General features: G+C 57.8%; 26 protein-coding genes and 1 pseudogene. 6 read left to right on the top strand and 21 right to left on the bottom strand.

Translation table 11 applies throughout. The features are described from left to right. Positions 1-2 precede the first annotated feature (2 nt). Genes virB10 through QRN60_RS25460 form a run of 12 tightly spaced genes read right to left on the bottom strand, consistent with a single transcriptional unit; the run spans position 3 to position 9,130 of the window. The gene (gene virB10, locus QRN60_RS25515; protein ID WP_087747442.1) at positions 3-1,175 is read right to left on the bottom strand and encodes a type IV secretion system protein VirB10; all 1,173 of its coding nucleotides are present in this window, start codon (positions 1,173-1,175) and stop codon (positions 3-5) included. A gap of 14 nt (positions 1,176-1,189) precedes the next feature. Further along, positions 1,190-2,044, bottom strand: a complete 855-nt coding sequence (gene virB9, locus QRN60_RS25510) for a P-type conjugative transfer protein VirB9 (RefSeq protein ID WP_019565728.1) — start codon at positions 2,042-2,044, stop codon at positions 1,190-1,192. Then, positions 2,041-2,712, bottom strand: coding sequence for a VirB8 family type IV secretion system protein (locus tag QRN60_RS25505; RefSeq protein ID WP_003517248.1), 672 nt, complete (start codon positions 2,710-2,712; stop codon positions 2,041-2,043). Before QRN60_RS25505 ends, virB9 begins: the two co-directional genes overlap by 4 nt. Before the next feature lie 3 nt (positions 2,713-2,715). Further along, positions 2,716-2,982, bottom strand: a complete 267-nt coding sequence (locus tag QRN60_RS25500) for a hypothetical protein (protein ID WP_087747439.1) — start codon at positions 2,980-2,982, stop codon at positions 2,716-2,718. A gap of 35 nt (positions 2,983-3,017) precedes the next feature. Beyond that, positions 3,018-3,953 carry a TrbL/VirB6 family protein gene (locus QRN60_RS25495; protein ID WP_087747437.1) on the bottom strand — a complete coding sequence of 312 codons (936 nt, stop codon included), beginning with the start codon at positions 3,951-3,953 and terminating at the stop codon, positions 3,018-3,020. A 4-nt stretch (positions 3,954-3,957) separates the two neighbouring features. Further along, entirely contained in the window at positions 3,958-4,191 is a 234-nt protein-coding gene (locus QRN60_RS25490) for an EexN family lipoprotein (RefSeq protein WP_020811838.1), read from the bottom strand. After that, positions 4,188-4,886 carry a P-type DNA transfer protein VirB5 gene (gene virB5 / locus QRN60_RS25485; protein WP_080865262.1) on the bottom strand — a complete coding sequence of 233 codons (699 nt, stop codon included), beginning with the start codon at positions 4,884-4,886 and terminating at the stop codon, positions 4,188-4,190. The genes QRN60_RS25490 and virB5 overlap by 4 nt, the downstream gene beginning before the upstream one ends. Next, positions 4,886-7,267 (bottom strand): VirB4 family type IV secretion/conjugal transfer ATPase, encoded by a 2,382-nt coding sequence (locus QRN60_RS25480; RefSeq protein WP_087747470.1) that lies wholly within the window; start codon positions 7,265-7,267, stop codon positions 4,886-4,888. The genes virB5 and QRN60_RS25480 overlap by 1 nt, the downstream gene beginning before the upstream one ends. Beyond that, on the bottom strand, positions 7,260-7,601 hold the full coding sequence (locus QRN60_RS25475; protein WP_087747435.1) for a VirB3 family type IV secretion system protein: 342 nt from the start codon (positions 7,599-7,601) through the stop codon (positions 7,260-7,262). The genes QRN60_RS25480 and QRN60_RS25475 overlap by 8 nt, the downstream gene beginning before the upstream one ends. Before the next feature lie 2 nt (positions 7,602-7,603). Further along, positions 7,604-7,903 (bottom strand): TrbC/VirB2 family protein, encoded by a 300-nt coding sequence (locus tag QRN60_RS25470; RefSeq protein ID WP_020811842.1) that lies wholly within the window; start codon positions 7,901-7,903, stop codon positions 7,604-7,606. Further along, a complete protein-coding gene (locus QRN60_RS25465; protein ID WP_020811843.1) occupies positions 7,900-8,589 on the bottom strand; it encodes a lysozyme family protein in 690 nt (229 codons plus the stop codon). Before QRN60_RS25465 ends, QRN60_RS25470 begins: the two co-directional genes overlap by 4 nt. Before the next feature lies 1 nt (position 8,590). After that, positions 8,591-9,130, bottom strand: coding sequence for a hypothetical protein (locus QRN60_RS25460; protein WP_034502150.1), 540 nt, complete (start codon positions 9,128-9,130; stop codon positions 8,591-8,593). A 93-nt stretch (positions 9,131-9,223) separates the two neighbouring features. On the opposite strand from QRN60_RS25460, the gene QRN60_RS25455 reads away from it, so the two are divergent. The 5 genes from QRN60_RS25455 (at position 9,224) to QRN60_RS25435 (ending at position 12,796) form a co-directional block, all read left to right on the top strand. Then, positions 9,224-9,586, top strand: coding sequence for a transcriptional regulator (locus QRN60_RS25455; protein WP_013637404.1), 363 nt, complete (start codon positions 9,224-9,226; stop codon positions 9,584-9,586). A gap of 360 nt (positions 9,587-9,946) precedes the next feature. After that, positions 9,947-10,351 carry a host attachment family protein gene (locus QRN60_RS25450; RefSeq protein ID WP_087747433.1) on the top strand — a complete coding sequence of 135 codons (405 nt, stop codon included), beginning with the start codon at positions 9,947-9,949 and terminating at the stop codon, positions 10,349-10,351. Positions 10,352-10,719: 368 nt separating this feature from the next. After that, positions 10,720-11,031, top strand: coding sequence for a hypothetical protein (locus QRN60_RS25445; RefSeq protein WP_162686928.1), 312 nt, complete (start codon positions 10,720-10,722; stop codon positions 11,029-11,031). Between the two features lie 179 nt (positions 11,032-11,210). Beyond that, positions 11,211-11,600, top strand: a complete 390-nt coding sequence (locus QRN60_RS25440) for a hypothetical protein (protein ID WP_031234202.1) — start codon at positions 11,211-11,213, stop codon at positions 11,598-11,600. 251 nt (positions 11,601-11,851) lie between these two features. Then, entirely contained in the window at positions 11,852-12,796 is a 945-nt protein-coding gene (locus QRN60_RS25435; RefSeq protein WP_087747430.1) for an aromatic alcohol reductase, read from the top strand. Positions 12,797-12,940: 144 nt separating this feature from the next. Here the strand turns inward: QRN60_RS25435 and QRN60_RS25430 are convergent, their stop codons facing one another. The 6 genes and pseudogenes from QRN60_RS25430 to QRN60_RS25405 all read right to left on the bottom strand — a co-directional run bounded on the left by QRN60_RS25430 (position 12,941) and on the right by QRN60_RS25405 (position 17,499). Further along, positions 12,941-13,351, bottom strand: a complete 411-nt coding sequence (locus QRN60_RS25430) for a winged helix-turn-helix transcriptional regulator (protein ID WP_223568408.1) — start codon at positions 13,349-13,351, stop codon at positions 12,941-12,943. Between the two features lie 219 nt (positions 13,352-13,570). Beyond that, positions 13,571-14,065, bottom strand: coding sequence for a P-loop nucleotide/nucleoside kinase family protein (locus QRN60_RS25425; protein WP_087747468.1), 495 nt, complete (start codon positions 14,063-14,065; stop codon positions 13,571-13,573). Positions 14,066-14,243: 178 nt separating this feature from the next. Then, positions 14,244-14,825 carry a GNAT family N-acetyltransferase gene (locus QRN60_RS25420; protein ID WP_020811850.1) on the bottom strand — a complete coding sequence of 194 codons (582 nt, stop codon included), beginning with the start codon at positions 14,823-14,825 and terminating at the stop codon, positions 14,244-14,246. A gap of 114 nt (positions 14,826-14,939) precedes the next feature. Continuing rightward, positions 14,940-15,560, bottom strand: a pseudogene (locus QRN60_RS25415) (tyrosine-type recombinase/integrase). Between the two features lie 92 nt (positions 15,561-15,652). Then, positions 15,653-15,943 carry a hypothetical protein gene (locus QRN60_RS25410; protein ID WP_087747467.1) on the bottom strand — a complete coding sequence of 97 codons (291 nt, stop codon included), beginning with the start codon at positions 15,941-15,943 and terminating at the stop codon, positions 15,653-15,655. Positions 15,944-16,773: 830 nt separating this feature from the next. Beyond that, positions 16,774-17,499 (bottom strand): AraC family transcriptional regulator, encoded by a 726-nt coding sequence (locus QRN60_RS25405; protein ID WP_236772117.1) that lies wholly within the window; start codon positions 17,497-17,499, stop codon positions 16,774-16,776. A 122-nt stretch (positions 17,500-17,621) separates the two neighbouring features. Here QRN60_RS25405 and QRN60_RS25400 point away from each other — a divergent pair, with 122 nt between their 5' ends. Beyond that, positions 17,622-18,368, top strand: a complete 747-nt coding sequence (locus tag QRN60_RS25400) for a class I SAM-dependent methyltransferase (protein WP_284767233.1) — start codon at positions 17,622-17,624, stop codon at positions 18,366-18,368. Here QRN60_RS25400 and QRN60_RS25395 read toward each other — a convergent pair. The 3 genes from QRN60_RS25395 to traA all read right to left on the bottom strand — a co-directional run bounded on the left by QRN60_RS25395 (position 18,309) and on the right by traA (position 24,758). Beyond that, the gene (locus QRN60_RS25395; protein WP_111820949.1) at positions 18,309-18,587 is read right to left on the bottom strand and encodes a helix-turn-helix transcriptional regulator; all 279 of its coding nucleotides are present in this window, start codon (positions 18,585-18,587) and stop codon (positions 18,309-18,311) included. The two genes, QRN60_RS25400 and QRN60_RS25395, sit on opposite strands and share 60 nt — an antisense overlap. A 17-nt stretch (positions 18,588-18,604) precedes the next feature. Then, positions 18,605-19,927 (bottom strand): type II toxin-antitoxin system HipA family toxin, encoded by a 1,323-nt coding sequence (locus tag QRN60_RS25390; RefSeq protein ID WP_112207149.1) that lies wholly within the window; start codon positions 19,925-19,927, stop codon positions 18,605-18,607. Between the two features lie 202 nt (positions 19,928-20,129). Next, positions 20,130-24,758 carry a Ti-type conjugative transfer relaxase TraA gene (gene traA, locus QRN60_RS25385; protein ID WP_112207148.1) on the bottom strand — a complete coding sequence of 1,543 codons (4,629 nt, stop codon included), beginning with the start codon at positions 24,756-24,758 and terminating at the stop codon, positions 20,130-20,132. Positions 24,759-24,911 lie beyond the last annotated feature (153 nt).

Genomic DNA, 24,911 nt, shown 5'->3' with positions numbered 1-24,911 from the left:
CCCTATTTCGTTAGGAGCGTCGATCGTGGCGCGAAATCCCCCAAGACCGCACGATCGAAAACGCGGTTTCTGGGTTCGGTCACCCGAAGACCGTAGATGCCGGAAAAGTCGAGATCGCGAGCGACAAAGATCGAAACCGATTCACCTTGGTGCTTATTGAGTGTCGGCGGGATATTTATGGACTGCTCGACCGCGATGGCGGCCGCCTGTTGACTGGCACTCGTTGTTTTTTGCGCGTCGACATCGCTGTCCTGCAGCCGACTGCTTGCATAGTTCGTCGCGTCCCCGACAATGGAAAGCAGAAGAGCGCTGCCGAACCGCTCCCACCAATGGGTGTCGACATGGCCGTCGACACCGGCACGACCAAGTGCGTCGGTTGCTGGTGATGCGAGAGTGACGATAACGCCCTTCGGCGTTTTCGCGCGATTCCAGAGAATGAACAGGCGCTTTTGCCCGCGTTGAAGCCCTCCACGATATTCGCCGACAACCTGCGTGCCCTTTTCCATCAAGACCACCCTGCCATTGTCAGAGAGAACATCGCGGTTGATCACACAAGTGGTAAATCCCGGCTGGTCGGACGCTAACGCGGTTTCAAGAACGCAGGGAATGGACGTTCCCATCGCGACGATGAAATTGCGGTTTCCGAGTGTACCGGCCCTTGAGCCTTCAAGCCGCGTTGGCCGCAGCAGGCCATCGAAACGCTGCTGCTCATTGTTTTGCTGGTTCTGAACAGTCATATTGTTGTCGAGCGGCACGAAATTGCTGTTGTCGGAAGGATAAGAGCTGTCGCTTTCCCTCAGCTCTTTCCGATTCCTCTGCCCTCCACTGAAGGCCATCACGGGCGCGCGGCGGGCGGAATCGAGCAGCTTATCCTGCTCTTCAATGACCGGTTCGACGACAGGAGTTGGCAATTTTACTTCAGGGAGCGCCTGGTCCGGTTCAACTTTCTCTTTTGCGGCCTCGAAGGGGGTCGTCTGACGAATAATGATCCGTTCGGGCTGAAGATTTTCATCCCTTCCCTTCTTTCCCGTCGTCGACCAAAGCGCGAAGCTGACAAACGCGATGATCGCAATGGCAACAGTGCCGCGTTTCAAGAGAGGGCTGTTGTCGATCTGACGACTGGTGACGGTTTCGGCACGCTCTCCGGGGATGCGATCCTCGTCTTCCTGAGCCATGACTGTTCCCTTCTCTATCGCCCGGTAACGTCGCGCTTCACGACGCGCTCCACCGAGGGAGACGTTGTGTTGGTGTCAGGATTGATACCGACGCGGTCGTAGGCTTCGTTGAAGACGCAAAGCACATCCTTGCCCCGACGCAAGATGAACTTGCGGCTGATCGCGTGCACCATCACCAGATCTCCATCGACCGACTTTGGAACAAGGCTTTCGGAGCCGTCGGAGTTCTCCATATAGATCGCGGGCATTTCCTGGTTACCTACAAAGGCGAACGTCGTAATCTTGCCGTTGTCGTAGACGCTTTGCGGCTCCAGTGCCTGCGATCCCTGAGAAGAATAGCGCCAGTTTCTAGGGCCATAGGCTTCGTGAAGCGCCAGCACATTGTCGGCGTCCTTCGCCTGGGCCGCGAGAGCCCTCGACGCTGCCTGCTGGCGGCGAAGCTCGGCGTCATCGCCTGGATACCTGTACTTCACGTAGAAGTAGGTGTTTTGACCAGCCTCCACGGAGCCATCGCGCGCCGTCAGTTCCATCTGGTAGCTGCGGGTCGAGCCATCCCTGCGCGTCGTAACCACGGAAATATTCGTCACCGGCTGGCTCTCGCGTGGCTTCAGGAACAGGATGTTGCCGGCCGGCGCAACTTCCCAGGCGACGCTATTGCCGAGCGCGACATGGGCGATTTCCTCGTCCGCCGCGAACTCGACCTGTACGGACGACCGCAGAGTGCCGACTACCCTCGTGATGTTGTAGGGTTGGTAGTTCACGAACCGGACCCGACTGTCTTGCGAGGCACCTCGGGGTATCTCAAGCGCAAACGCTGGCGACATCGAAAGGGTCACGATGAGTGCAGGAATTCGAGGAATGCGCATCATCTCACCTCCTCCGGATCAGCGCGATACTCGCTGACGACAAAGCCGAGCGGGTTTACGAGCCGGTCCGTCGAGGACATCGGAGCGTTCGCGTAGGAATAGGTGATTGACGCAACCCAATGGGTCGTTCGTACTTCCTCGCCACGCGTGATGGTTCGCATGTAGCGTACGGAAACGACATTCTGATTGATGAGGGAGATTGAAGCGATATCGATCCTTGCTGTAGCCCCGCGACCATAAGTATTCTGGGGAGATTGCGGGTTGCTGCCACGGTAGAGGGCCGCGAAACGCGTTTGCTCCGCTTGCGTCGACAAGAGGGCGATGGTGCGGAAATTTTCCTGTGCTTCACTCCAGACGTAACCCTCGCGGGCCCGGACATATTTTGCAGCGAAATATTTCGTCACCGCCTCATCGTAGGTGCCAGCCGTCGATGTCAGCGCTGACACGACGTCGACAATGCCGGTCGAATTGTCGACGCGCACCACAAAGGGTTCAACCGTCTTGAGGGGTGTGAGACACGCGACCGCGAAGACGGCTACAGCGGCGACAATGCCTGAAACTATGGCGATCGACCAGGCAATCCTGTTCGATCGCTCGACCTGGATCATCCGGTCCTGGTCGAAACGACGTGCTTTGTCGAAGTAGCTCTTGAGATTATCTGTCGTCACCATGTTTCATCCCTCACAGCGGCGATAGGAACCGTCGATGTCCAGATGCGCAAAAGCGGAAGTCTCGCTGGCCTCTTTTACGAAAGGTGTGAGGGACGTGGACGAACTCGTGTTGGATTGCTGCTGTTTCAGCTTGCTGCCGCCCTCCCAGTCCCACATCGAGCGGTTCAATGGGCGGCGCGAATATCCGTCGCAGTTCGGCAATGGGTAGGTCATCGAAGCGCAGCCGACAAGCGTGGCTGAGAAGGCGAGTAACAGGGCAGGCTTAATCATTCAGCAGACCTTTACTTATTGTTCTGGACTGGGTGTCATACGCCGGCATTTCTTGATCCGAAGGCGCGGCGGGCAAACCGAGCACCGCGACCGATCATCCGGCCGGTGTGGGAGGCTGCTCGGGCCAGCATGCCTTCATGCGCATCGCGTGCGGTCGTGTAACCATAGACCAACGAGGCGCCGCCAGACGCCAGCGCCGATGCAATGCCGGGTAGCTGGTAGAATACGTACAGGGCAGCTATCCCGATGGCACAAAAAGCAATAGGGCGCATAAGGACGTCGCTGTAGCTGTCGATTGCGGTGAAGGTCGAGTCGAGGCAGGAGATCAAAAGCGAACCGACGGCAACGACAAGGACCTGAAGGATCACGAAGTTTGCGAGCTGCCCGATCCAGGACTCGGTAAAACGGCGCGTCGACTGAAACATGGCGAGCGCAATGAAAATCGGCCCGATCGCCAAGACGATCGCCAGCGCCAACCGTGAATAAAGGGAGACGACATAGCCGATCCCCGCCACCAGAAAGCTGACGCCGATCACCATCATGCCGCCCACGCCTGTGACGATGTCAACCGGCCAGGAAGCCCTCGACCAGATATCGGTCGCAGAGGCCTGGCCCTTGTCGAGCAGGCTGTCAAAGGTGCTGGCACTCGGCACCGTTCCCGAATTCAGCGCCTGAGCGATCTCGCGCGGCAAAACATCGAAAAAGATGTTTGTGATATAGGTCTGGTATCCGCCCGCGTTCTTCACCAACATCACAATGATCGCGAGCTTTATCGCGCGGAAGGCAAAGTCAAGGATGGGTTCCTGGACCGAGCCCCGAAGGATGAGATAGCCGTAGAGGACGACATAAAGTGTCACTGCCACCGTCAACGGACCGGTGACCCACTGGGCTATGTTCGACGTTCCATCCGAGACGAAGGTCTCCAACGGCCGCTTGAACTGGCCGTCGATAAACTCAAATACCTGATACATTTTGTCAGCCTCCCAGTGCCCTACGCATGTTCTGGAAACGGAGCTTACCGTCGGCCGCTTCCGCGTTCTGGCAATTGGGCGTCTGGCGCAATGCACCCGGGTTGTTGCGGCACTCGGTAATCGTACGGGACAGCAATTCGGTGTCGGCGACGAACTCGTCCACCGTATGAGTTCGCTCCGCCTCTTGCGAACAAGCCGACAAGAGCACCAGGGAAAGGACGATGAGGGTGCACTTCACTGCAGCGCCGCCTTCATATTGTCCATCCGTTGGCGCCAGTCCTCCGCCTTGCGCTGTTCGTCAACCTGGTTCTGCGCCTGCTGCACCATCTTCAGCCCCTCCATCCGCAGGACGTCGGTCTGAAGAAATGCCTGTTCGGCCTGCAGCCGAGCCTGCAGGTCGGCAATCTCTTTGGCGTCGCCAGCCGTGGAAATCTTTCCCCGCAGCTGATCAATCCCGTCGATGCGCTTGGTCGCGGCATCGTAGATTTGCTCACCGAGGCTCATTTGCCCGGCATTCTTGTTCTGAAGCCGGGACAATTCCTGAGCGTAGAAATCATCGGCGTCAGTGCGGTAGGTCGAGTTACCTTCCAGAAACCTTGAGGCGGAATCACCGAACACGCCGGTGCCGTTGCCTTTGAGCAATCCCTCGATGGCAGCGAAGTCGGAGGGAAGCGCCTTGCGGATCGCCGGATCGTTGAGAACCTCGGCGACATCCGCCATATCGGTCAGCTTGTTGAGCGAGCCATAAAGCTGCCGAGCCTGGCCGATCTGCTCATTGAGCGCGTCGAGTTGCGACTTGAGCTGCGCGATGCTCTCGATCTGCTTGGCAATCGCAGCCTGATCGTTGACAGGAATCCCCTGCCCTGACGCGCCTTCATCGGCAAGCATGAGCACCGCGCTGAGCAGTACGCCATGAAGTCGATAGGAAGTCATCAGCTAGCACTCCTTCGCTGTTGGAAAATGGGAAGCCAGTTCTCGACGTCGTCTCCAACCTCCGCGCGGATCGCGTCGAGAAGTTCGACATTGGCGGTCCGGCCGGAGAGGATGGCGAGCTCGTCATCGAAGCCGTTGAGATCGAGCTCGGCAACGACGCTGTTGTGTCCTTGCTTCAACACGAACCTCCGGCTTTCAACGGAAAGCTCGCGCGCTATCAATTCGTATTCGCGCTCGGTGAGCTTGAATCCATCGACATAGTCGGCATGGTTGCCGCGCGAGTTGGGCAGGAAGATCTGTGTCGGGCATTGCTCGATGATCGTGTGCGCGATTGGCGAGTTCAGCGCGTCGCGTGGGCTTTGCGTGGCAAACAGCATCAACCCATTTTGTTTGCGGATGGTCTTCAGCTTGTTTTGCGCAAGATCGCGGAACCCCTCGTCCTGTAGCGCCTTCCAGAATTCGTCGATGACGATGATGATCCGGCGGCCATCGATCACCTGCTCGACGCGATGGAAGAGATAGGCCATCAGCGGTGTGCGAATTTCCTCGTTGTCGAGGAAGTCGGTCATGTCGTAGCCGATGAACTTCCCTGATCCGCCGAAATCGCCAAATCCGATATCTTCGTTGACATTGTCGAAGACCCAGCCGAGCGGCCCTCCCTCCTCCCACCGGCGGAGCCTCGCCGCGATACCTTCCGGATCCGTATTGTTGAGGAAAGCCCGCAGCGCCCCTATTGTCCGTCGCTCAGCGGGCAGGTCGGCAAGGCCGTCGATCGCGCCGGAGATGTCGCGAAGTTCGGTGACAGTCAGTTCCCGCGCCCCTGAACCCACAAGCTTGCCGATCCAGCGCGCCAGGAACGCCTTGTTCTCCGGCGTCAGGTTGAGGGCCTTCAGGGGAGCGCAGCCGGTGGGGACCCCGTTCTTCAGCGGCAGGTAGGTGCCTCCGGCGGCGCGAACATACAGGTCCGCGCCGCGATCCTTGTCGAAGAACACCACGTGCGGGTCGTGTTTCTCGAGCTGTGACAGCATGAAATTGACAATCACGGTTTTGCCCGCTCCCGACGGACCGCACATGAAGGTGTTGCCCAGATCGCCATAATGGAGATTGAAGTAGTAGGGCGAGCCTGAAGCGGTCTTGAGCAGGGCGACGGCGGGTCCCCACTCATTGCCGTCCTTCTGTCCGATCGGATAGGAATGGAACGGTGACAATGCTGCGAAATTCTTCGAGCTGATCGCGCCCGAGCGCGCGCGGTAACGAAAATTGCCCGGAAGTTGCGCCCACCATGCCGCTTCGAGACCAAGATCCTCGCGCGCAACGACAGCCCCGCCATTGGTCAGGCTGGCGCGAACCTTTGCCAGATTGTCGGTTAATTCCTTTAACGTGGTCGCAAAGACGGAGAGTGTCAGGTGATGCTCGCCGATCACGAAGCGGTTGGACTCCAGGTCGTCCATCGCATCGTCAAGTTCATCGATTTGCGAAGCCGCCTTGTCGCCGCTGCTCACCAACTGGTTTTGCTTACGCCCCATGATGACGCGAGCGTCCGCCTTCGACACAAAGCAGAATGACTGTGAGAGAATGAGCTCAAACGGACTGTTTAGAACTCCGTCCAGCATGCCTGTCCTGGTGCGGGCTGGATATTCCTTGAAGCTCAGCATGCCGGCAAAGCGGCTTTCTGCCTCATGCCGGATCTCGATCGTTTCCCGACCTATGATTACGCGATCAGAGTAAATTGCCGAGGCGACGCGACCTTCGGTAAGCGGCACACGCTCGCGCCTCCCGCCGACGAGCTGGTGCAGCACCTCGCTCGGTTCAGAGAAGAGCATGCCTTCCTGTTCGTAAAGAGAAAGGACCCGTGGCTCAAAGCGCCTCAAGCCCGCGACTACGTTGACGACTTTGTCCTTAAGCTGTTTCAGAGCCTCTTCATCCAGCTCCATATCGAGTCGTTTTGACCGTCGAAGGTACGACAGCAGCTTCCCCGCCTTGTCCGCAGGGCCACGCGCTGGCGACCAAAGAACGGTCAGATAGAGATCGTTGCGAAAAAGGTGTTCGCGCGCCATGCGTTCCCGGTATTTCTCGTTGAGCGAGGCGGAGAATGGCGTTGCGAACGATCCGCCCGGATAGTCGCCATCCCTGCGCCGAATGAGATGGGTCCAGATCGCGAGCCGCTCATCGGCTATATTTCGATAGAGCGTGTTGAGGTCGCGATGGAGCGCGTTGATGTCGAGCAGATCAGCAGTTTCGAAAGATACGCCGGCGAGCGCGACCATGACCATGAGTGTCCGGGACTCGAGCGCGATTGTCGTCTCGTCGATGTGCCGCACGTAAGGGATAAAAGCCTCAGGCGTGAGTTCGCGTGATCTAAGGGTGGCGATGTCAGGCAATTCCAATATCCCTTTCGTCGAAGCGGCGTGTCAGTCTCAGAGGGGAAAGTGTTGCCCCGCCCCAATAGGCACCGTTGCGCGAGCGGCCGCGTGTCTCGACCCAGGCGAGCAGGATGCGGAACATGTTGTGATCGTGCTTGACGAGCGCTTTGAAGATGAGATGGAAAACGATGCCGATGAACGCGTAGGCGATAGATCCGGCGACGATGTAGAGGATCGTCGTGACCATGATGTTGAAGCCCATCGCCTCCATCGTGACACCGGCAATCATCGCGGGACGCGTACACGCGATGAAGAGTGTGTCTTCTTCGAGAACCGTTTGTCCGCCCACCATCCTCAGGCTCCGACGATGGTGTTGACGAGTTCGGTGGCGCCAAAGATGCCGCCAATTCCGATGATCCAGAAGCCCGCTCGCCTCAGGTCCATGTAACCAAACATCCAGGCGATACAGATGACGATGACCGCAATCACGGCGAGAAGCTTGGCAATGTTTCCCGTCAACATGTCGACGATGTTCTGCAGGACGGTTTCGATGCCGGCGGCTTGCGCGAAGGCGGGCTCAACCATCGTCACTATAATGGCGACAGCCAAGACGGACGAAGCGACGACGGGTCTGATCCGGGAACTGATTATCATTCACTCTGCTCCAATTCCAATTGATTGTCTTGAAACACCAGGACGGATGAACGGTTTCGGGTCTTGAAGACGTCCCACGCGGGCGCCGCCGAGATCGCGTGTGCTTCCCCCGGAGTATTTTCCGCCACCACTTCGGCAACGACATCTGCTTGGGAAGAATTCGCCGACACGTTTGTCTGCAACCCTTTTCCCGTGTCGCCGATTGTAAATCGAGCCACTGTCGGTCCGAGCCGTTCGATTTCGCGGCGAACCTGATCGCCATAGTTGACCACGCCCCCGACCGACGGATCGTCACGTCCATAGCAGGATTGCAGCACCTGCTCGGCCCTGGGACTGTCAGCACCCACCTTCACCGAGAGGCAGCAATAGCCATCGAATGGCGTCGCTGGAGCCTTCAGGTTAAGGCAGCGAGCGACAGCGGCTGGTATCGAGAGGTTCAATCTCCGCAGTTCTTCCGGCCCGACCCCGTCGGGACCAATGTGTATGTCATGGCATGTTGTCTCCGAGGATGCGGCGACTTCGATTGCATCGGCCTTGGTCGCAGGTTGCCGCCCGAGCGGTGCACGGCTGTTGATCCTGATTGTGAACGGAGCGAACCGGCTTTCCGGGCTGACCACACCCGCAAGAGCCTCCGATGCAACGAAGGGTGCGCAGGTCTGCGCAAGATCTGAGAAGACAACGGGCATGTCAGAACCACACCCTCTGCGTGCCGACGCCCTCAATCGTCACATCGACGTATCGAGGTTTCTCGCGGACCAGGGGTCGCGCCACGGTATTGGCCAGGCATTGGTATCGCCCGTCTACCCTTTGCCACCTCGGTGACGTGACAGAGCCTTTGTTCGGATCGCCACCGTCTCGATCTCGCCGGCAAAAGCTGTCGCTCACGGCTTGCAGTGACGTGGAAATGCACGTCGCGTCACGTCCCCTGGGACCGTAGCCAGCAGATAAGCGGTAGCCGGCGTTGCAGTAATATGGCTCGTAAAGAGGGCGAGAGGTCTGAAAACCCACGCCCGCGCAAGTTGGAAACGAACGCCCTTTTGCCAACCACCTCCAAAGCTTCTCGACGGGCGGCCTGCATTCGCCATACTGGGTCGGACCGCCGGGATTGGATAAGCACAGGATAACCTGACACCCCCATTCGTCGGCACGAGCGCTTCGCTCCGAAATGGTATAGAGTGAAACGAACCCTGACGCTGCTATGATCATTCGAAAGAAAAGGCCCTTCATGCCCCCTACCCTCCGTCTTCCTAAATGTCCGCCTCAACTGAATGGCGACTCGTCTCAATTATTTGACTATGCAAATAATAGATAGTTAAAACGATGGCAAGCAATTTAAGTGAAAGATGGCAGAGTCAGGCCTTGTCCGTATTTGCGGTGCGTGAAATCCTGGAGAAGCCGATCGATGGTGAATCGGCGCAGTCGCGCATCAAGCAGATCGGCATGATGAATATTCTCTATCTGATGCACCAGGCGCATCAGAAATTAACACTCTCAAATGTAATTGATATTACCGGAATGACGCGTGGTGGGGTGATCGAAACCATTGAACTCTTGGTCCGACGGGGCATCCTTACGGAAACGCTGGGAAGAAACTCAATGGGACGAGGAACGGCTCGACAGTTTGAGTTTTCCCCGCAGGTTTTTGCCGCGCTTGGTGGTGCCGCGGCGACCGGAAATGCCTAATTTTACCAAGTATGTTTTATACAGTATTAATGTGGACGCCGTTTTAGATTAAAGGGTCGGCATGTCCATGCCGTACCGCTCACCAGCATTGTCGCGGAAGATTTTCGCTGCCGATGCGTACTGCCGAGTCCGTTCCAGGGGTCTGCACTTGGTACAGCAGCCTCGACTGACCCTCTGCCACAGCGATGGCGCGAGGCAGGCCATCAAGCATTTGGCTGGGATGACTGATCAAGGCGATACGCCAATGCTGGATTTTTGTCGGGCCGACTGCGGAACGGATGGTCTGTAGCGGGGTTATTTTCTGACAGAAACAAGCAGGGTCGGTCATCTGGGCTCGAGCTGCTCACCAAGGAGATCAACATGAACCTTCCGCAGAACACGGTCGTTGCCGTTGCCGATGGCGAAAAGCTTAGCCTTTTTCGGAACGACGGAGATGCGGCGACTGTCAATCTGACAGCGTTGCCCGATCCGGCGATCGACAGCACGAAGATCTCTTCCGGCGCCCGACATTCCAGTAGCTCGGCTAATCCCGACGATAGTCAGCAAGACGAAGACGGGTTTGGTGCAGGTGTTACGGATATGCTGAACAAGCAGGTGCTTGAGGGCAAGATCAAAAGTCTGGTGATTATCGCGGCACCGCGCACACTGGGTGAGATGCGCAAGGGCTACCATAAGTCGTTGTCGGACGTTCTTATTGGAGAACTGGATAAAGATCTGACTGGCCATTCTGTGCAGGATATCGAGAAAGCACTCGCTATCGCTTAAATCCTGCATCTAAACGGCGTGATCGGCCCCGCCATCCCCGGCGGGGTTTTTGCTTGGCGCTCGTTGGGAATGTAGAGAATCGGCAACAATGTAGTGTTGCCAAATTTTGCTAGACTGTTCCTGACAGGAACGACGCCACGACTTTTTGCTTACGTCTTATTTCAGGAGATGGCGGGACTGATCTGAATAGCCGGTACGAAGGCGCAAAGCTGAAGTCACTCCCGAGTTGGTCCAAAGGGGAAAAGAAAGTGGCATGCACTCCGACCGTGAGGGCGACGAGACCACAACTGCGCAAACGCGTTTGAGCGAGGGAACAAACCGGACGAAATATCCGTTGCTCGTCATAATTGTTTATTTGGAGGCGTGTCATGAAACTCAAGCTGGCTCTAAGCGTGATTCTGGGCGTTACCTTCACGGCAGCAGTCGCGGAAGCGCGGACTCAATGGCATCTTTACGGCACGGTTCCGGTGACGGGCGACTACGTACGTGAGATCGCCTATCGGTCAGCACTCGACAGATGCAGTTTGGAATCTTACCCATCATACCACCCCGTCGGTATTTATGCAGGTGCGTATGGCTCTCCCGAAATGCGCAGATGCATGTACCGTATGGGTTTCATCTTGGAAAATGGTGAGCCTCTCGCATACCCCGTGAGGAAGGCGACCTCCCTGTTAAGGTAACAAGACGCCAAAATATGTAAGATTGAAGCGTCTGACAATCACCGTTTCAATCACGATGAACTTGATACGTTTACGGCCCCGGTTCCTCATCAAAGAGGAGCCATTTTGGTTTGTCGAGTGAATCGCGTATTGAAATCCGGCTTCCGAATATCGACTTTCAGGATAACCTGGAGGTCGAAATGATCTACATTGTCATCGCGTTATGCGCGCTCGTCACAGCATTCTTTGCTTGCCGGTACTATGCCGCCAAGATTCTGCTTGTCGAACACGATATTGACAAAGCTATCGCACGGAAATTTGAGTCGAGTGGGAAGGCTATTGAGGTCGCGAAACTTCGAGAAGAAAACGCAGTGATGCGAAACCTTTTGCTCGACCTTCTGGAAAACGAAGTGGCTTTTCCGGTGCAGCAGGCAACGGTATCAGTCGACGACTTATTCAGGATGAAAGCAACCAAGATCCAAAGGTATCGCGAGATACTGGCCGAATCCCGGCACGTCTTGCAGCAGCGTGAGGCCAGTCGCGTTTCCGGGCTCTCCAGCTCACTTAAGAGTACCGAGCGCAGGATGTAAGGTTCAACACACACTCAGCGAAAAATAGCAAGAAACCGAGCAACGGGGATGACGGAAAAGCCGACGGCAACCCTTATTGCAGCAGAGCGTCTCCTGTTGGCCCAAAGCGGACGAACGACTGTTTCGGAAGACTAATCCGACGGGAACGGCGTCCTTTGATTTTGCCGCAGTATCATCCGTGTACCTTCTTTCTTTCGTGGTCCAGCCTTGCCAAATAGCGGCGACACAGGATTTTCGAAGGATTGAAATCAATGAACAATGCAGTTTCCAACGTGAAGTCACGGAACATTCTCGTGCTTGGTGCCGGGGAACTCGGCATGCCGGTACTACGCAACCTGGCCCGTCGCGCCAAGGACATCGAGGACGCGAAGATCAGCGTTTTGCTGCGCACCAGTGCCGTGGAGTCCGATGTACCGGCTAAGCAGCGCGACATCACTGAAATTCGTGACTTGGGTATCGAGATCGTCCTGGGCGATTTGGTGAAAAGTTCGATTGACGAGTTGGCATCCGTCTTCTCGCAGTACGACACCGTGATCGGCTGCACGGGCTATGCGGCAGGGATCAATACTCCAATGAAGCTCGCCAGGGCGGCGCTGCAGTCCGGTATTCCCCGATATTTCCCTTGGCAGTTCGGTGTCGATTTCGAGGCGATTGGTCGAGGTGGTCCTCAGGATATCTTCGACGCTCAACTCGATGTGCGTGAACTCCTGCGCTCTCAAAGCAAGACCGAATGGGTCATCATCTCCACCGGCATGTTCATGAGCTATCTCTTCGAACCGGAATTCGGCGTCGTTGATCTGGAGAAGAGTACGGTCAACGCGCTCGGAAGCTTCGATACTGCCGTCACGTTGACGACGCCCGACGACATCGGCGTGCTTACCGCTGAAATCGTCTTCTACGAACCCTCCATCAGCAACGAGATCGTCTTTCTGGCGGGCGACACCGTCACCTATGGCGAGCTTGCGGACAAGCTTGAGACAGGTTTGAACCAACCCTTTAGCCGGTCCGAATGGACTGTTCCGGCCCTTATGGAAGAACTGGCAAACGACCCCCAAAACATGATGCGCAAGTACCGTGCAGCCTTTGGTATCGGGCGAGGCATGGCATGGGACAAGGCGGGCACGTTTAACGTGCGCGAAGGCATCAAGGTGACGGATGTGTCCGATTGGATCAACGCGAACCTAAGCAGAAAGTGACGCGGCCTTCAGGGTACGAACCGGCATAAGAAAGCGAAACAGAGGAGCACGGTATGCCCGCGCTCCTCCAGTTAGCCCGCAGCTTCCAATCACTGTCCGTTGACGTCGTGATGACATCCACGGAGGGGCAACGTTTCTCGCCTGTTAGAACGTCTGCCAGGAAGGCTTTTCTGGCGGCCGGGAGTCAAAGTCCTCTCGTGACTTTCGAAACTGCCCGGAATTCTCCACGACCCATGTCCACAACGGAACCATACGAATGAGAAGACCCATTCCAAGTTCTGTCAGTTCGTATTCCACCCGAGGCGGCATCTCGACAAGATCGTGGCGCGTGACGAGGCCATCTCTTTCGAGTTGGCGTAGGGTGCGAGTTAGCATTCGCTGCGTGACGCCGTGCATCCGCCTACCGATATCTGCGTGTCGAAGTCTGCCATAAACGCCGAGGGTATGTATGACGCCGAGCGACCACCTATTTCCTGCGTGGGTGAGAACCTCACGTCTCACCCCGTCTTCGTCCTCGCGAAGGCCATCACAAACCGCTTGAGAATAGCTCAGCATTTCTTCTCTGGTCATTAGTCTTGCCTCCGGGGTGTTCCAGCCGTTTCGTCTTACCAGCCTTCTAACGGCATTTCACCTGTCTCTCCGTGTTGCATACCTCCGGAGGCTCGAGCGGGGATACTGCTTATGGATCGATCGCCGATCGTGAAAAAATGAAAAGCGTCCTGTGCCGATGGCTAAGCATGTCCACACATGGCGCATGGGCGTCATGAGGATTATTCAGAGCAATTTCACGACTTGCGCCACGCTTTCATCGACAGAAAGGAGGAACGTGTCGAGACGTAGATCAGGGGACCACGGCTCGTACTTTCGCTCCTGTATCTGGACCCAGGTTGGATTGGCCCGGCCTTCTATGCCAGGTGATCGTGTCCCGGCCCGATGACGGTGTGTCGTGATGTCGGAGCAGAAAACTTCAACCTCAATGAACTTACAGTCCGTTTCGAACGCGACATTCCTGAAGGCAGCGCGGGTGATTTCGATCGGGTTGACGGAATCGGCGATGACGGTCTGACCCAGCCGCAAATTGTCTGCCGCCAGCCGATAAAGGGCAATGTATCCTGCTGGACCGACATCATGTCCGTCTGCTTGCGCTGAAGAGGTGATGGCTTGTTCTATGGTATCGGCCCGCAGGTAACACGCGCCTATTCGCCGAGCCAGTGCCTGGGCAATCGTACTCTTTCCCGAACCCGGCAGTCCACCGAGAATAATCAGCATCCGCACCTCCCGTAGCTTGAGCGTACTGGATTCCATTTGAATGTCGATGACTGCAAATGGCGCGAAGCGGAAGGCACCAATTATAGCCAAATCGGAACTCGCCTTTTCCCGTCTTAGCGACGCGGAAGGGCCCAGATGCCAGCTACTACGGCTCGGGGCGGTTAAAAAAGAGCGACATTCAGCGACCGTCTTCTTCCCCTAGACGGATGCCAAGGCTTGAAGCGTTTGAAGCCATCGCTCGCGCAGATGGCCACTGATAGCGGACGAAAGCTACGTCCGGATAGCGACTCATCACATTCTGCTTCTGCTCGACTATATGACCATTAAGGCGATCATAGAATCCGCGCGCTGTGTAGTTCTCGCGTATCGTCAGGAGGTGAACTGGCTCTGCCCAGCGTTCTTCTGAAAAACGACTGATGCTTTCGATGAGGAGCCTCGGGCCGAGCCTTTTCCCCTGAAAAGACCGATCCACATAAAGGTTGTGCAGGTAGGTGCCAAAATCCGTCTCCTCATCAAGGGCGAAACATGCAAAACCCGCCAAACCAGAGTGTACCTCGGCTAAAGTGATCACCAGCCTCTCGGGGTCGATAGAAGGAGTAAGGCGTCTTTGCCAGAGCTTAGCCTTCTCTCCAGGCATCACATTCGCCAGATAGTCCTGGGGGAGCAGGCCAGCATAGGCCTCCCTACTTACACGAACGTGGAGGTCGGTAATGGACAGTTGGTCAGTTACTACGGCCTGCCGGAAATTTACAGAGACCACGACAAATCCTTATGCTTCAGCCATTCACGCAACAGATCACTGCGTAGGCAGCACATTGTCAATGACCGGTATTGGCGCGAGAGAGACCACCGGCTATTGCCGATGGTCAAGAACCTATAGCTCGATCTGCTCGGCAATTCTGAGGGCATCATCCACCTCGACGCCGAGATAGCGAACGGTGCTTTCCAGCTTCGTATGACCGAGCAGAATCTGGACGGCCCGGAGGTTACCTGTCTTCTTGTAAATCTGCGCTGCCTTGGTTCGCCTCATGGAGTGGGTGCCGTAGGCGCTGGCATCAAGTCCGATAGACGAGACCCAACGGTGGACAATCCGAGCGTATTGCCTCGTGGACAAATGACGCGACGTCTTCCGACGGCTTGGAAATAGATAGCTGCCGCCGTTCCTTCGAACGAAGGGAAGCCATGCCACGAGCGCGGTCTTCGTCTGCTCCGTCACCTCAAACTGCACGGGTCGCTTCGTCTTCTTCTGGATGATGGTCGCTCGGTCCCGGATCGAACTACCCGATCATAGGTCCTCAACCCTCAGCTTGACCAGGTCGCAAGCGCGGAGCTTGCTGTCGATGGCAAGGTTGAACAGCGCCAGCTCTCGGGTCGCCCCACTCATTTCGAGCCTGACGCGGATCGACCAAACGTTCTTTGGCTGCAGTGGTCGCTTCTGTCCGACCAGAATTCCCTCGTTCCATGGAGAACGATTACGCAGTGCGACGGTATCCATCCCGAATCCTCCGCCACTCCTCCCGCCGCGTCGCCTCCATCAGGCCGACCAATAGTAGCATATCTCGTCGCTACTCGGCCCTATGCGGTCATCTACCTTGCAGGTGCGCCGTACCAATAAATGGACCTCTGCCAAGTATCTGGAGTAAGCACTCCCTCGTCCAACAACCCCGCATATTTTGCCAGTTTTTTAGCAAGGCCGATGTCGATACCTTCATTTTTCGGCGACCCTTCCATCAGCTTCAACAGCACCGCCTCAAAAGGTAATTCCCATTGCCCATAGTCAAATGTTTCTGCCTCACGCAGGAAATCCGAATCCAGCAATGCTGCTACTTGGCCCAGGAAAATGAGATAGTCTGCTGGGCCTGCATCGTCTTTTTTCATGCGGTTGCCCTGTTGTAGAAGACTGTACTTACGCTCAATGGCAGGATCAGCCTGCAAACGCCACTTTTTAACGCATCGTCGCCACGGCAGCTTCCGGTCCCAAGTTGGACAATGCATCGCCTCAAGCGAATGACCGCAAATGGCGCACAGGTGACGTGTTACGCCGCTGCGAAGCGTTGCCTGCTTTCAGGCGCGTCCCATGATAGCCTCTGTGACCGATACGAAGGCGCTTTGCCGACTGGGCGGAGCCGACCCCATTATCACCGTTCACTATGCGGGCTGACTTCCCGGAAGCAATCATCGCGGGGGCCTTAGCTGTAAAGGTAACGACGCATGCAACAGAGGAGCGTTGCCATTTCCGCGTTCTCGCGCAGGTCGATCGCGCGCCTGAAGAGGAGCCGGTGGGTCGCCTCGTCGACGCCATTGGTTAGCTCTCATTCAAAGGTGAACCGATGCGTCTGTGAGAACCGGCTGGTTTAGCGAACGGAAGCTTCCGTGAACTTAATGCGGGCCGAACGACCGATTGAAGCCGCTTTGCCCGCTTGCCAGACCCGATCCCATTGGCCGTTTGGCGCCAGAACGCCAACGCCCAAAAGCTGCCGCGAGCAACTAATCCAAAAGCCTGCCTTGCGCTCCGTCCTTATGCCGCGCTCGCAGCCTCCCCAGGACCTGGTGTGAGAGACATGACGGTCGCCAAATCGAACCTTCCTCAGGGAAACTCTCTGCCAGATCGTGCCACTCGACATGAGCATCGGCGGTCGTGCCCTGGACAGCGGCCTCAGCATTGGCCGAAAGGGCCGAAGCCCTGTAGGGAATTAAGATCCTCTGCCTCATGGTCGGGGTTTACTCTGGACCGGCGGTAAGCCGAACTTGCGGGAATAGGCGCGGGAAAATGCGGCGGCGCTGCCGAAGCCGACCCCGGCGGCGACCGATTTGACACTTCGTCCGGCGCGCAGTTCTGCTCGTCCGAGCGCCAGGCGCCAGCCATTGAGGTAGGCGATAGGCGACTGGGCAACGGTTTGCGTGAAGGTGGAAATGAATTGTCCGCGCGACATATCCGCTATGGCGGCAAGGTCCGCAATCCGCCAATTTCGCGCCGGATTGTCATGTATGGCCACAAGGCTGGGATGCAGTCCGGGGTGCGCCAGACCCGCCAGTAATCCCGCATCGACCGTGCCGATCGCTATTGCCTTGCGGATCGCAAGCACGACGATGATCTCGCATAGACGCGCCTCGATAGTACCGCCACCGCAGCGGGCGACCTCGACCTCGGCCACCATCAGTTGACACAAACCGCGCAATTCCGGTTCGTTGGCCAGTGAAAGGCACAATTCGTCTGGCAGTGCACCGACCAACGGATTGGCACTACCGCCAAAATCCACTGTGGCGCCGGCGCATATAGCTGCGCCATCCGGCAGCGACGCCGTGGATCTGGCGCGATAAAGCAGATGGGTCGGTTCACCTGCGCCATGGACATTGATGATCAGGAGGTTAGCGGCTTCAGCACAATCGCAACGTGATGCGCCAAGATGAAAGGCTTTCAGGAAAGCCGTCAACCGATCATGTTTTCGCCCGGAATCTGAACTTTCAATCATGTATTTCCTCCCTTTCCTGATCGCAAATCTTGTATCCTCCTTGGGCGAAGCACGCCAGCACGTCTAAACAGACAAGAGACAGCATGACACAGGATTCTGCAGCCAAATTTGACGCCTCCCGCGCAGGGGAATACGCACGACAAAGTAGGATAGCGCTGGCCGGATATGACGCCTGCCACGAGCTTTCCGCCTGCATGCTGTCTGCAGCTCTGGGCGAAGGAACAGCGGCACGGGTGCTGGTTGTCGGGGCTGGCGGTACGGCGGGCGAAATCATCGCCGCCGCTCGGCTGGAACCGCAATGGTCCTTTGTCGCCGTCGATCCTTCAGCACCGATGCTCAACCTTGCACGCGATCATCTGGTCAGGGCCGAAGTGTCTGACCGGGTGGAGACCGTCCTCGGAACCGTCTCCGATCTGGATAGAGCTCCATCGTTTGACGCTGCAATCATGATCGGCGTGCTGCACCATTTGCCAGGGAACGACGCAAAGCAGGATGTTCTGGCGCAGATTGCAATGCGGCTGTATCCTGACGCGCCCCTGATTGTGGCGGGGAATTATCGGTCGTATGCGTCTCAGCCCCTGCTCATGGCAGCCTGGGCAGCACGCTGGCGTATGAACGGCGCCGGGCCTGAAGAGGTCCAGGCCAAAATGGGCAAGACTCTTGTCATCGAAGAAGCGCCAGCCAGCGGCCTCCAGCAGCCGATTGATTTTGATCCTCGCCGTCGCTTCCTTGCGTGGTACCATCGCCCATCCCCCGAGAAAATTCAGCCATCATTGCGCCTTCGGAATAAACCCCACAGTAAACCCGAACAATCGGCCAATCTTCGCTAAAGTTTCGAGCGTTGGGTTCGCCGTCCCGGCTTCGATCTCAGCAACTTGGCGCCTGGTGAGCGATAGCGTCTTGGCGAATTCGTCCTGCGTCAAACCAAGCCCTCTTCGGATTTCAACAACAGCCTCAGGTAACCTCAAGTCGCCAGTCCGAGCGCGTTCCACCAGTGTTCGCCGGTTCTCAAGAATTTCCTCTTTCGTTGGCTTTCTCCATCGAGCCATTTAGCTGTCCTCCGGCATCACTGGCACGCCGCCAGAACGCTCTCCGCGATTTCAATGCAGCGTCCCATTGCACGCTCTAGAATTTCCGGAGACCCACCCATATCTTTCGCCATAGCCGGTGTTTGCCGGAGGTATTCGGCAAACACGGAAAGCTCAGCTGCGAGCGCATTCTGCTCATCAGTATCGGGGATCAGTTCAGCGCAAATGCGTTTCCAATCGGGAAGGTGATCGCGACCACCGTCCCGCATCATGGCCCAGCGGGTGGAACGAACGATCCCCTCTTTGGCAAGCCGCATTGGCGCGAAATCAAAGAGCGGAGACAGGCGGATCGTGCCGTCCTGGTGCTTACTCAGTGCAGAATTTCGGCCATGATTATCGGGATTGCCGAGCGCCAAATTGGCGATGTCCCGCTTCAGGTATTCGACAATGTCCGCGAAAGGATTGGCAGAATATTGGCGCAAAACGTCGATGTAGGCCTCGTGCGAGCCGACATGACCGAAATCAGCAATGCCGATCGCGGATACCAGGCTTTCTTGGCCCAGCCTAACGGTTCCGCCACCTTGTTTTTTCTTCCGGTCGAACCGAGGAATGATCAGGACACTTTCGGCATAGGTCGAAGGTTCGTCCACATTCAGGCCGATCTCTTGAGCGATCCGCGAATAGAGGGCTTCGCCTTCGAGTATAAGGCGGTCCACGGGCTCGTTGCTGCGGACCAGCTTGACAATGACGTGGCGCACGGCCTCATCATCAGTCACGAAGCTGTCGGGATAATAGAGACCGTCCTTCGCTTGGGTCATGGAGACCTTAGGCCATTCGCCTTGCAGGCCGCTTGAGCCAGAGGCGAGCATTCCGAAGCGATCTGCGACTTCCATGAAACGATCCGAGCGCTCAAGGATTTCCGCTTCTGTAACCCCTTGGCGCTCAACACCGCGCAGCCGTTCCGTCTCGGCCTCCGCCGCTTCTTTGATCCGGATATTGCCTATGCCGCCCGTCGCCGATCGCAGAAGCAGCGGGAGATCAGAAGCACGCAAGCTTTCAGCAAGACTGAGATGCTCGGCAAGCTTTCGCCTTGCATGCCCCTGGGGCATGAGATCCAAGAGGAAGGGCGGCCAGCTGCGGCTATATCGATTTTCGAGATCAACGGGATATCGGACAGATAACGCGCGATGGTCGCGAACCGTTTTTCCACCCGCGAACTCCGCAGATGCAACTGTGACGAAATAGTCGAGATCGTAATCGACGATGGACGCGCCCTGGAAGCCGGCCGCGTCATCCTTAAGTTCTAGCGTCGCGGCGTGATGCCACTGGCCATAAAAATGGGTTTGGAGCGTTAGGCGCATTAATTGACCCTTTCAATGGTTCAATTAATGCATATTTTCAATTTATTCAACCCATTAAAGTGGGTTGAATAACTGCCCTTGGAACTGCCAGCTACTGAAGCGGTCATTAAAGCTCCTGATCCGGCTGACCATCTTCTGGCCACGCAACGCATTGCCGCAAGCGAACAGCATGAGGGACAAGCTCAGCACAGGTGTTAGCCATTCATTGGTTAAAGAGGATAACGCCGCGGGCGCGGTCGAGTACACGCCGGTGGCGCTCTGCTACGATGTTCTGGCTTGCCTGCATGCGGACAACCTGCTGCAGCACCTTCAACTGTTCCCGCATTACCTCGAACGCACGGCGCTGAGCAGGCGGCACGCGATTGATAACATCCAGCTCTCCACGCAGGATAGCATTGCGGCCGAAGCGCTCGTCGAGGGCGCGGCTGACGGTTGCAAACTCCTTACTAATGGCGGGATCGAGCGAGCCGGCAGCGACGTCGAGCCTGCCGTTCTTTTTCTTCATCGCCACTGAGAGTTCTCTCAGTGCATCTTCGGCGGACGACGACAGTCCCGGGATGGCAATGCTCATGCGCTGGCGCTCCTCAGTGATCGCCTCCCTCTCTGCATCAAATGCGGCCCTAAATGAGGTGGCCAATGACCGGACACGGCTTGCCGCCTCCGGGACGTCACGGAAAGCCTCTTTCCGCTCCAGGCCGACAGCGAGCAATTTGTCCACGATACGGCCGGAGCCTCGCAACGCGCCGTAGGCAGCGGGATCATTGCTGATGGCCGCGGCGATCCGCTCACCGGCAAAGCCCTTCAGGATCAGATCTTCGATCTTTCCGACAGCACCTGCCGGATCGCGCCAGATACGCGCTGCTGCGTTCACAAGGGCGGCGCGATTCTGACTGTAGTGAGGAACAGCGCGCACCCTCTCCCGCGCCTCGTAGTCGATCGGGGTTTCAAACTCCATTACAGCTGCAAGCATTGGCAACACCGGCACCGTCTCTTTCCCAGGCACGACGCTGGCGCCGGTAACGATCCTGGAGCGATCTTTCCTTTCGGCAAGATGCTGTTCTTCGGCAAAGCGGCGTATGGCGGCAAAAAGACGATTGAGCTTTTCGCGCCGGTCGAGGTCAAGGTCGTCCGGCATGCGCTCGATCATGTTGCGCTGGGCAACAGTGTCTGCCTTGTCGGTGAAGGCGGACCAGCCGAAGCGAGCGTTGAGAGCGTCGTTGACCCCCCTCACCTCTTGAACAAAAAGGCGATCCTCCGCCGCGTAGGCGAAGGCCGTCTTGTAGGCATCCTTGCCACCGCGCTCGCGTACGGCTTCGATTTCGGCAAGGCGCGCCATAGCCGGTTTGGAAAGCGCCGGGATCGACAACGACATATGCGCGCGCCGCTGCTCCTCGCGCATGCCGAAGTGTTCGACCTGGCGGCGAAACTCTGTGGCATGGGCACGTGCCAGCGGCAGCAATTCGGACAACGCCGACACCGCCGCATCGCGCTCGGAGCGGGCCGCGCGGCCATCGACAAGAAGATCCGATCCATGCAGACGGCCGAGGCGCTGCGGCGAGGCCTCAAGGTCGTCGGCAAGCTCGCGGGGCGCAATCCGCGCGTCGGAGGCAAGCGTGTTCAGTCTGGCGAGCGCACCTTCGGGATCGCGATAGATCTTTTGCAAGACTGGGCGAAGAATGGCGTCGCGTTCCTTCCAGTGATCCGAGCGAAGCTGCGCGCGGCGGGCATCCTCGCCGACACCACGGGAAAACAATGTTGTCGGCGGGATGAGATATTGTCGATCCGTCGGAATTTTTGCCGTCCGGGTTTCGGCGCGTTCCTCACTATAGGAAACACGCTTCGCGCTTTCGATCGCGAGGCCGAGCGCCACGCTCGCCCGCTCCCAAAGCTTCGCCACTTGCTCGCGCTTCTGCGCCAGCCACGCCAGCTGCCGCGCCGCTCCGTCCTCCATCCAGGCTGCGACCCCGGAGAGCGTATCGATACCGCGACGCTGGGCAAAATCGCGGGCGTGTGCCCGGTAGCCAGCCTCGCTCTCGAAATCGAGGGTCGTCGTCTTGGCGCCGGAGCGGCCAAGACGCTCCACCAGTTGCTTGAACAGTTCCGGCCGATGGCTCTCCTCATCTATGCGCTGCCGGCGAACCTCTCCCGTTTCGATCCGTTTGGCAGTCCAGACGTTTCGATCGACCGTCCGTTCCTCGAACCTCTTCTCTCCGGTTTTCTCGTCGATGACGGGCACCGTCACCGTCACCCGTTCGACACCGTCCTTGCGCAGCGTCACCGTGTCGCCTTCCGACACGCCGGCCTCGTCCAGGGCGTTCGGAAGGCTCACGCCCCAGAGCCGATGCACGGTTCCGTCGTCCGTTTTCACATCGGCGTAGGGGCTTTTATCGGCATCCTCGTCTTGCGGCCGGAACTCCGCACTGCCGGTTCCGACCAGCTCGCCCGTGACGCCGACGGCGTGATCAACCCGGGATCTTTTTCCCCATCCCGGCTTCGGCTCAAAGTCCTCGCGAGCGGCATAAAGATCGGCCCGGTCGCGATGGCGAGTCATCGACACGTACGTCAGGTGCTGATCCATCATCCCGGTTGCGAGCACGAATGTCCTGTCGACGGTCGCACCTTGGGACTTGTGAATGGTCGCAGCATAACCGTGATCGACATTGCGATAGCTATCTTCGCTGATGATGACATCCCGGCCATTATCGAGACGGACCGATAGCAATGGGCCGCCGTGCGTGTCGCCGGTGGAGACGACCGTGCCGAGCATGCCGTTCTTGACATATTGAGGCCCAAGCCTTTGCGCGCGCGGCTCGAGGAACCGGGCGTTTTCGAGGAAGATGATCCGGTCGCCGACGGCGAACTCCCGCACGCCTCGCTCCGTGTAAAATTCACGAGAGACGGTCAGGGCGCCTTCATCTTTCATGACGTTGCGCAGCGCTTCATTGAGCCGCCTTACGTCGCCATTGGTATGGGCGAGAACGAGCAGTTCGTCACCACGCATGCGAACCGACTGTTCTTTATCGGCATATTGCTGGATGAGGTCGCGGCGAGCGCGCGTCCAGTCTGCAACGATGCGCTCAACAGCTTCAGCCCGGCTCTCCGCCTCAACGATACGCCCCCGCTGCGCATAAGCATCCAGCCCCCCCTCGACCTTGCCGCGGGCGAAAAGACGGGAGGCCTCTCGCGCCCACTCTTCACGCTGGCGCCGCACACCGGCAAGTTCGGCAAAACCAATCCGTTCGGAAATCGCCCGAAAGGCTGCGCCGGCCTGGATCGGTTGAAGCTGCATTGCATCGCCGACCAGAACCACCTTGGCTCCAGCCTCCTCGGCGCGCTTGAGCACACGCGCCATCTGCTGCGACGAGACCATGCCAGCTTCATCGATGACAAAGATGTCCCGCCGGTCGAGGAGATCGCGTCCGTTCTCCCAGGCTAGTTCCCATGAGGCGAGCGTGCGCGATCTGATGCCGGAACTATCCTCAAGCCCTTCGGCCGCCTTGCCAGCAAGCGCCGCCCCGAAGACGCGGTAGTTGCCGCTCTCCCAGGCGATGCGCGCCGCGGCAAGCAGCGTCGATTTTCCCGCACCGGCATGCCCGACCACAGCGGCGATGCCAGTGTCGCCGGCGACATGATGGACAGCCTCCACCTGTTCGCGATCAAGCGTGAACGGATTTTCCGGATTGCCGGTTTCTATGGTTCTGACAGCCGCCGCAATTTTCGCGTTGGCGACGCCGAAGCCCTTGCGCCGGGCCAGAACTTCCGCCGACTGCGCCATGTCGTATTCGGTGCGCAGGATATCGCGTGTGGTGAAGACCGCAGGTTCGGCCACCTTGCCGGTCTGCAGGTTCGCCTGTTGCGGCTTCACCAGTACGAGATCATTAGAGGCCATCAGCTTGGAGCGTATGTTGGCGAAATCAGCGGGATCGTCGACATAGCGGTGCAGTGCCTTGGCGATGTCACGTTCGTCGAAGGTGGAGCGCTCGTTGCCGAGTTGTTTCAGGAGTAGATACGGATCGGCCAGCAGCCGGTCGGCCATCTCCTGCCGGCGCGCGAGATCGGCCGGCGCGAAATACATCGCGACACCCTTGCGGGCGAGCGCTGCCTTTTCCGGCCCAAGATGTTTCTGGGCAATCCCGTCGAGCCCCTGTTCGGCATAGGAACGCCCGTCGAGGCGGATCTCATGGCCGGCAAGCGCCAGATGCCGATTGGCCGTATCCGCCCAGGCGATCTTCCATGCCTTCATGGTTTCCTTGTCGCCGGCCCAGAGCCTGTAGACGATCTTGCCCTTCGGTCGGTCCGGCGTGACGACCCGCAACGGCTTGCCGTCGGCGCCAAGCACCGGCACTTTCTTCGGCCCGAAACCCTGTTCCGTCAGAGGTCGAAGCGCGGTCATCAGGTGGATGTGTGGATTGCCTTGCCTGTCATGATAAACCCAGTCGGCGATCATGCCCTTGGACGTCAGGTTGTCCCGGACGAACTCGCGCACAAGGGCTATGTTCTCTGATCGCGTCAACTCTTCCGGAAGCGCGATGATCAACTCGCGGGCAAGCTGCGCGTCGGCACGAGTTTCGAATGCGTCCACTGCATTCCAAAGCGCCTCGCTGGCCGCAACGACACTCTTCCCATCGATGGCCGCGCGCAGCCAGGCCGGCACCTGGTCCGCCAGCGCCAACTCCTCGTGTTTCAGTTCGGCGCCGCCGCCACGGTAACTGAAGGAGGTTCCGGCCTGTTCGTCCATCATCCGCGCCCGATGACGATAGGCGGCCGCCGAAACGATACTGCGTCCCGCTCCCCTGCTGATCACCTGCGCTCTGACGAACATGATCGCCACTAACGTCTCCAGTCCTTCCAGGCACGTCGCGTCAGCGACGTATATTGCGCCCTCAAATCAATCGGCCTGACAAAACCGATGCTGCTTTTCCAGAAGACGGCCCTGTTGGGATTTCCAATATCGACGTTTGGGGGCTTGTGTACGGTAGCGCAT

Origin of the sequence: Agrobacterium sp. CFBP2214 (genome assembly GCF_030209895.1) — a bacterium.
Lineage (GTDB): Bacteria > Pseudomonadota > Alphaproteobacteria > Rhizobiales > Rhizobiaceae > Agrobacterium > Agrobacterium radiobacter.
The sequence above is the reverse complement of the archived record's forward strand: the minus strand, read 5'-3'. Positions and strand labels throughout refer to the sequence as shown.

Coding starts and splice junctions, on each gene's coding strand:
- QRN60_RS25395 (WP_111820949.1), bottom strand. CDS start 18,587: ATGGCTCGATGGAGAAAGCCAACGAAAGAGGAAATTCTTGAGAACCGG.
- QRN60_RS25440 (WP_031234202.1), top strand. CDS start 11,211: ATGATCTACATTGTCATCGCGTTATGCGCGCTCGTCACAGCATTCTTT.
- QRN60_RS25475 (WP_087747435.1), bottom strand. CDS start 7,601: ATGGTGGGCGGACAAACGGTTCTCGAAGAAGACACACTCTTCATCGCG.
- virB10 (WP_087747442.1), bottom strand. CDS start 1,175: ATGGCTCAGGAAGACGAGGATCGCATCCCCGGAGAGCGTGCCGAAACC.
- virB5 (WP_080865262.1), bottom strand. CDS start 4,886: ATGACTTCCTATCGACTTCATGGCGTACTGCTCAGCGCGGTGCTCATG.
- QRN60_RS25455 (WP_013637404.1), top strand. CDS start 9,224: ATGGCAAGCAATTTAAGTGAAAGATGGCAGAGTCAGGCCTTGTCCGTA.
- QRN60_RS25435 (WP_087747430.1), top strand. CDS start 11,852: ATGAACAATGCAGTTTCCAACGTGAAGTCACGGAACATTCTCGTGCTT.
- QRN60_RS25505 (WP_003517248.1), bottom strand. CDS start 2,712: ATGGTGACGACAGATAATCTCAAGAGCTACTTCGACAAAGCACGTCGT.
- virB9 (WP_019565728.1), bottom strand. CDS start 2,044: ATGATGCGCATTCCTCGAATTCCTGCACTCATCGTGACCCTTTCGATG.
- QRN60_RS25460 (WP_034502150.1), bottom strand. CDS start 9,130: ATGAAGGGCCTTTTCTTTCGAATGATCATAGCAGCGTCAGGGTTCGTT.
- QRN60_RS25500 (WP_087747439.1), bottom strand. CDS start 2,982: ATGATTAAGCCTGCCCTGTTACTCGCCTTCTCAGCCACGCTTGTCGGC.
- QRN60_RS25430 (WP_223568408.1), bottom strand. CDS start 13,351: ATGCTGAGCTATTCTCAAGCGGTTTGTGATGGCCTTCGCGAGGACGAA.
- QRN60_RS25450 (WP_087747433.1), top strand. CDS start 9,947: ATGAACCTTCCGCAGAACACGGTCGTTGCCGTTGCCGATGGCGAAAAG.
- QRN60_RS25445 (WP_162686928.1), top strand. CDS start 10,720: ATGAAACTCAAGCTGGCTCTAAGCGTGATTCTGGGCGTTACCTTCACG.
- QRN60_RS25410 (WP_087747467.1), bottom strand. CDS start 15,943: ATGAAAAAAGACGATGCAGGCCCAGCAGACTATCTCATTTTCCTGGGC.
- QRN60_RS25470 (WP_020811842.1), bottom strand. CDS start 7,903: ATGATAATCAGTTCCCGGATCAGACCCGTCGTCGCTTCGTCCGTCTTG.
- QRN60_RS25495 (WP_087747437.1), bottom strand. CDS start 3,953: ATGTATCAGGTATTTGAGTTTATCGACGGCCAGTTCAAGCGGCCGTTG.
- QRN60_RS25465 (WP_020811843.1), bottom strand. CDS start 8,589: ATGCCCGTTGTCTTCTCAGATCTTGCGCAGACCTGCGCACCCTTCGTT.
- QRN60_RS25400 (WP_284767233.1), top strand. CDS start 17,622: ATGACACAGGATTCTGCAGCCAAATTTGACGCCTCCCGCGCAGGGGAA.
- QRN60_RS25390 (WP_112207149.1), bottom strand. CDS start 19,927: ATGCGCCTAACGCTCCAAACCCATTTTTATGGCCAGTGGCATCACGCC.
- QRN60_RS25425 (WP_087747468.1), bottom strand. CDS start 14,065: ATGCTGATTATTCTCGGTGGACTGCCGGGTTCGGGAAAGAGTACGATT.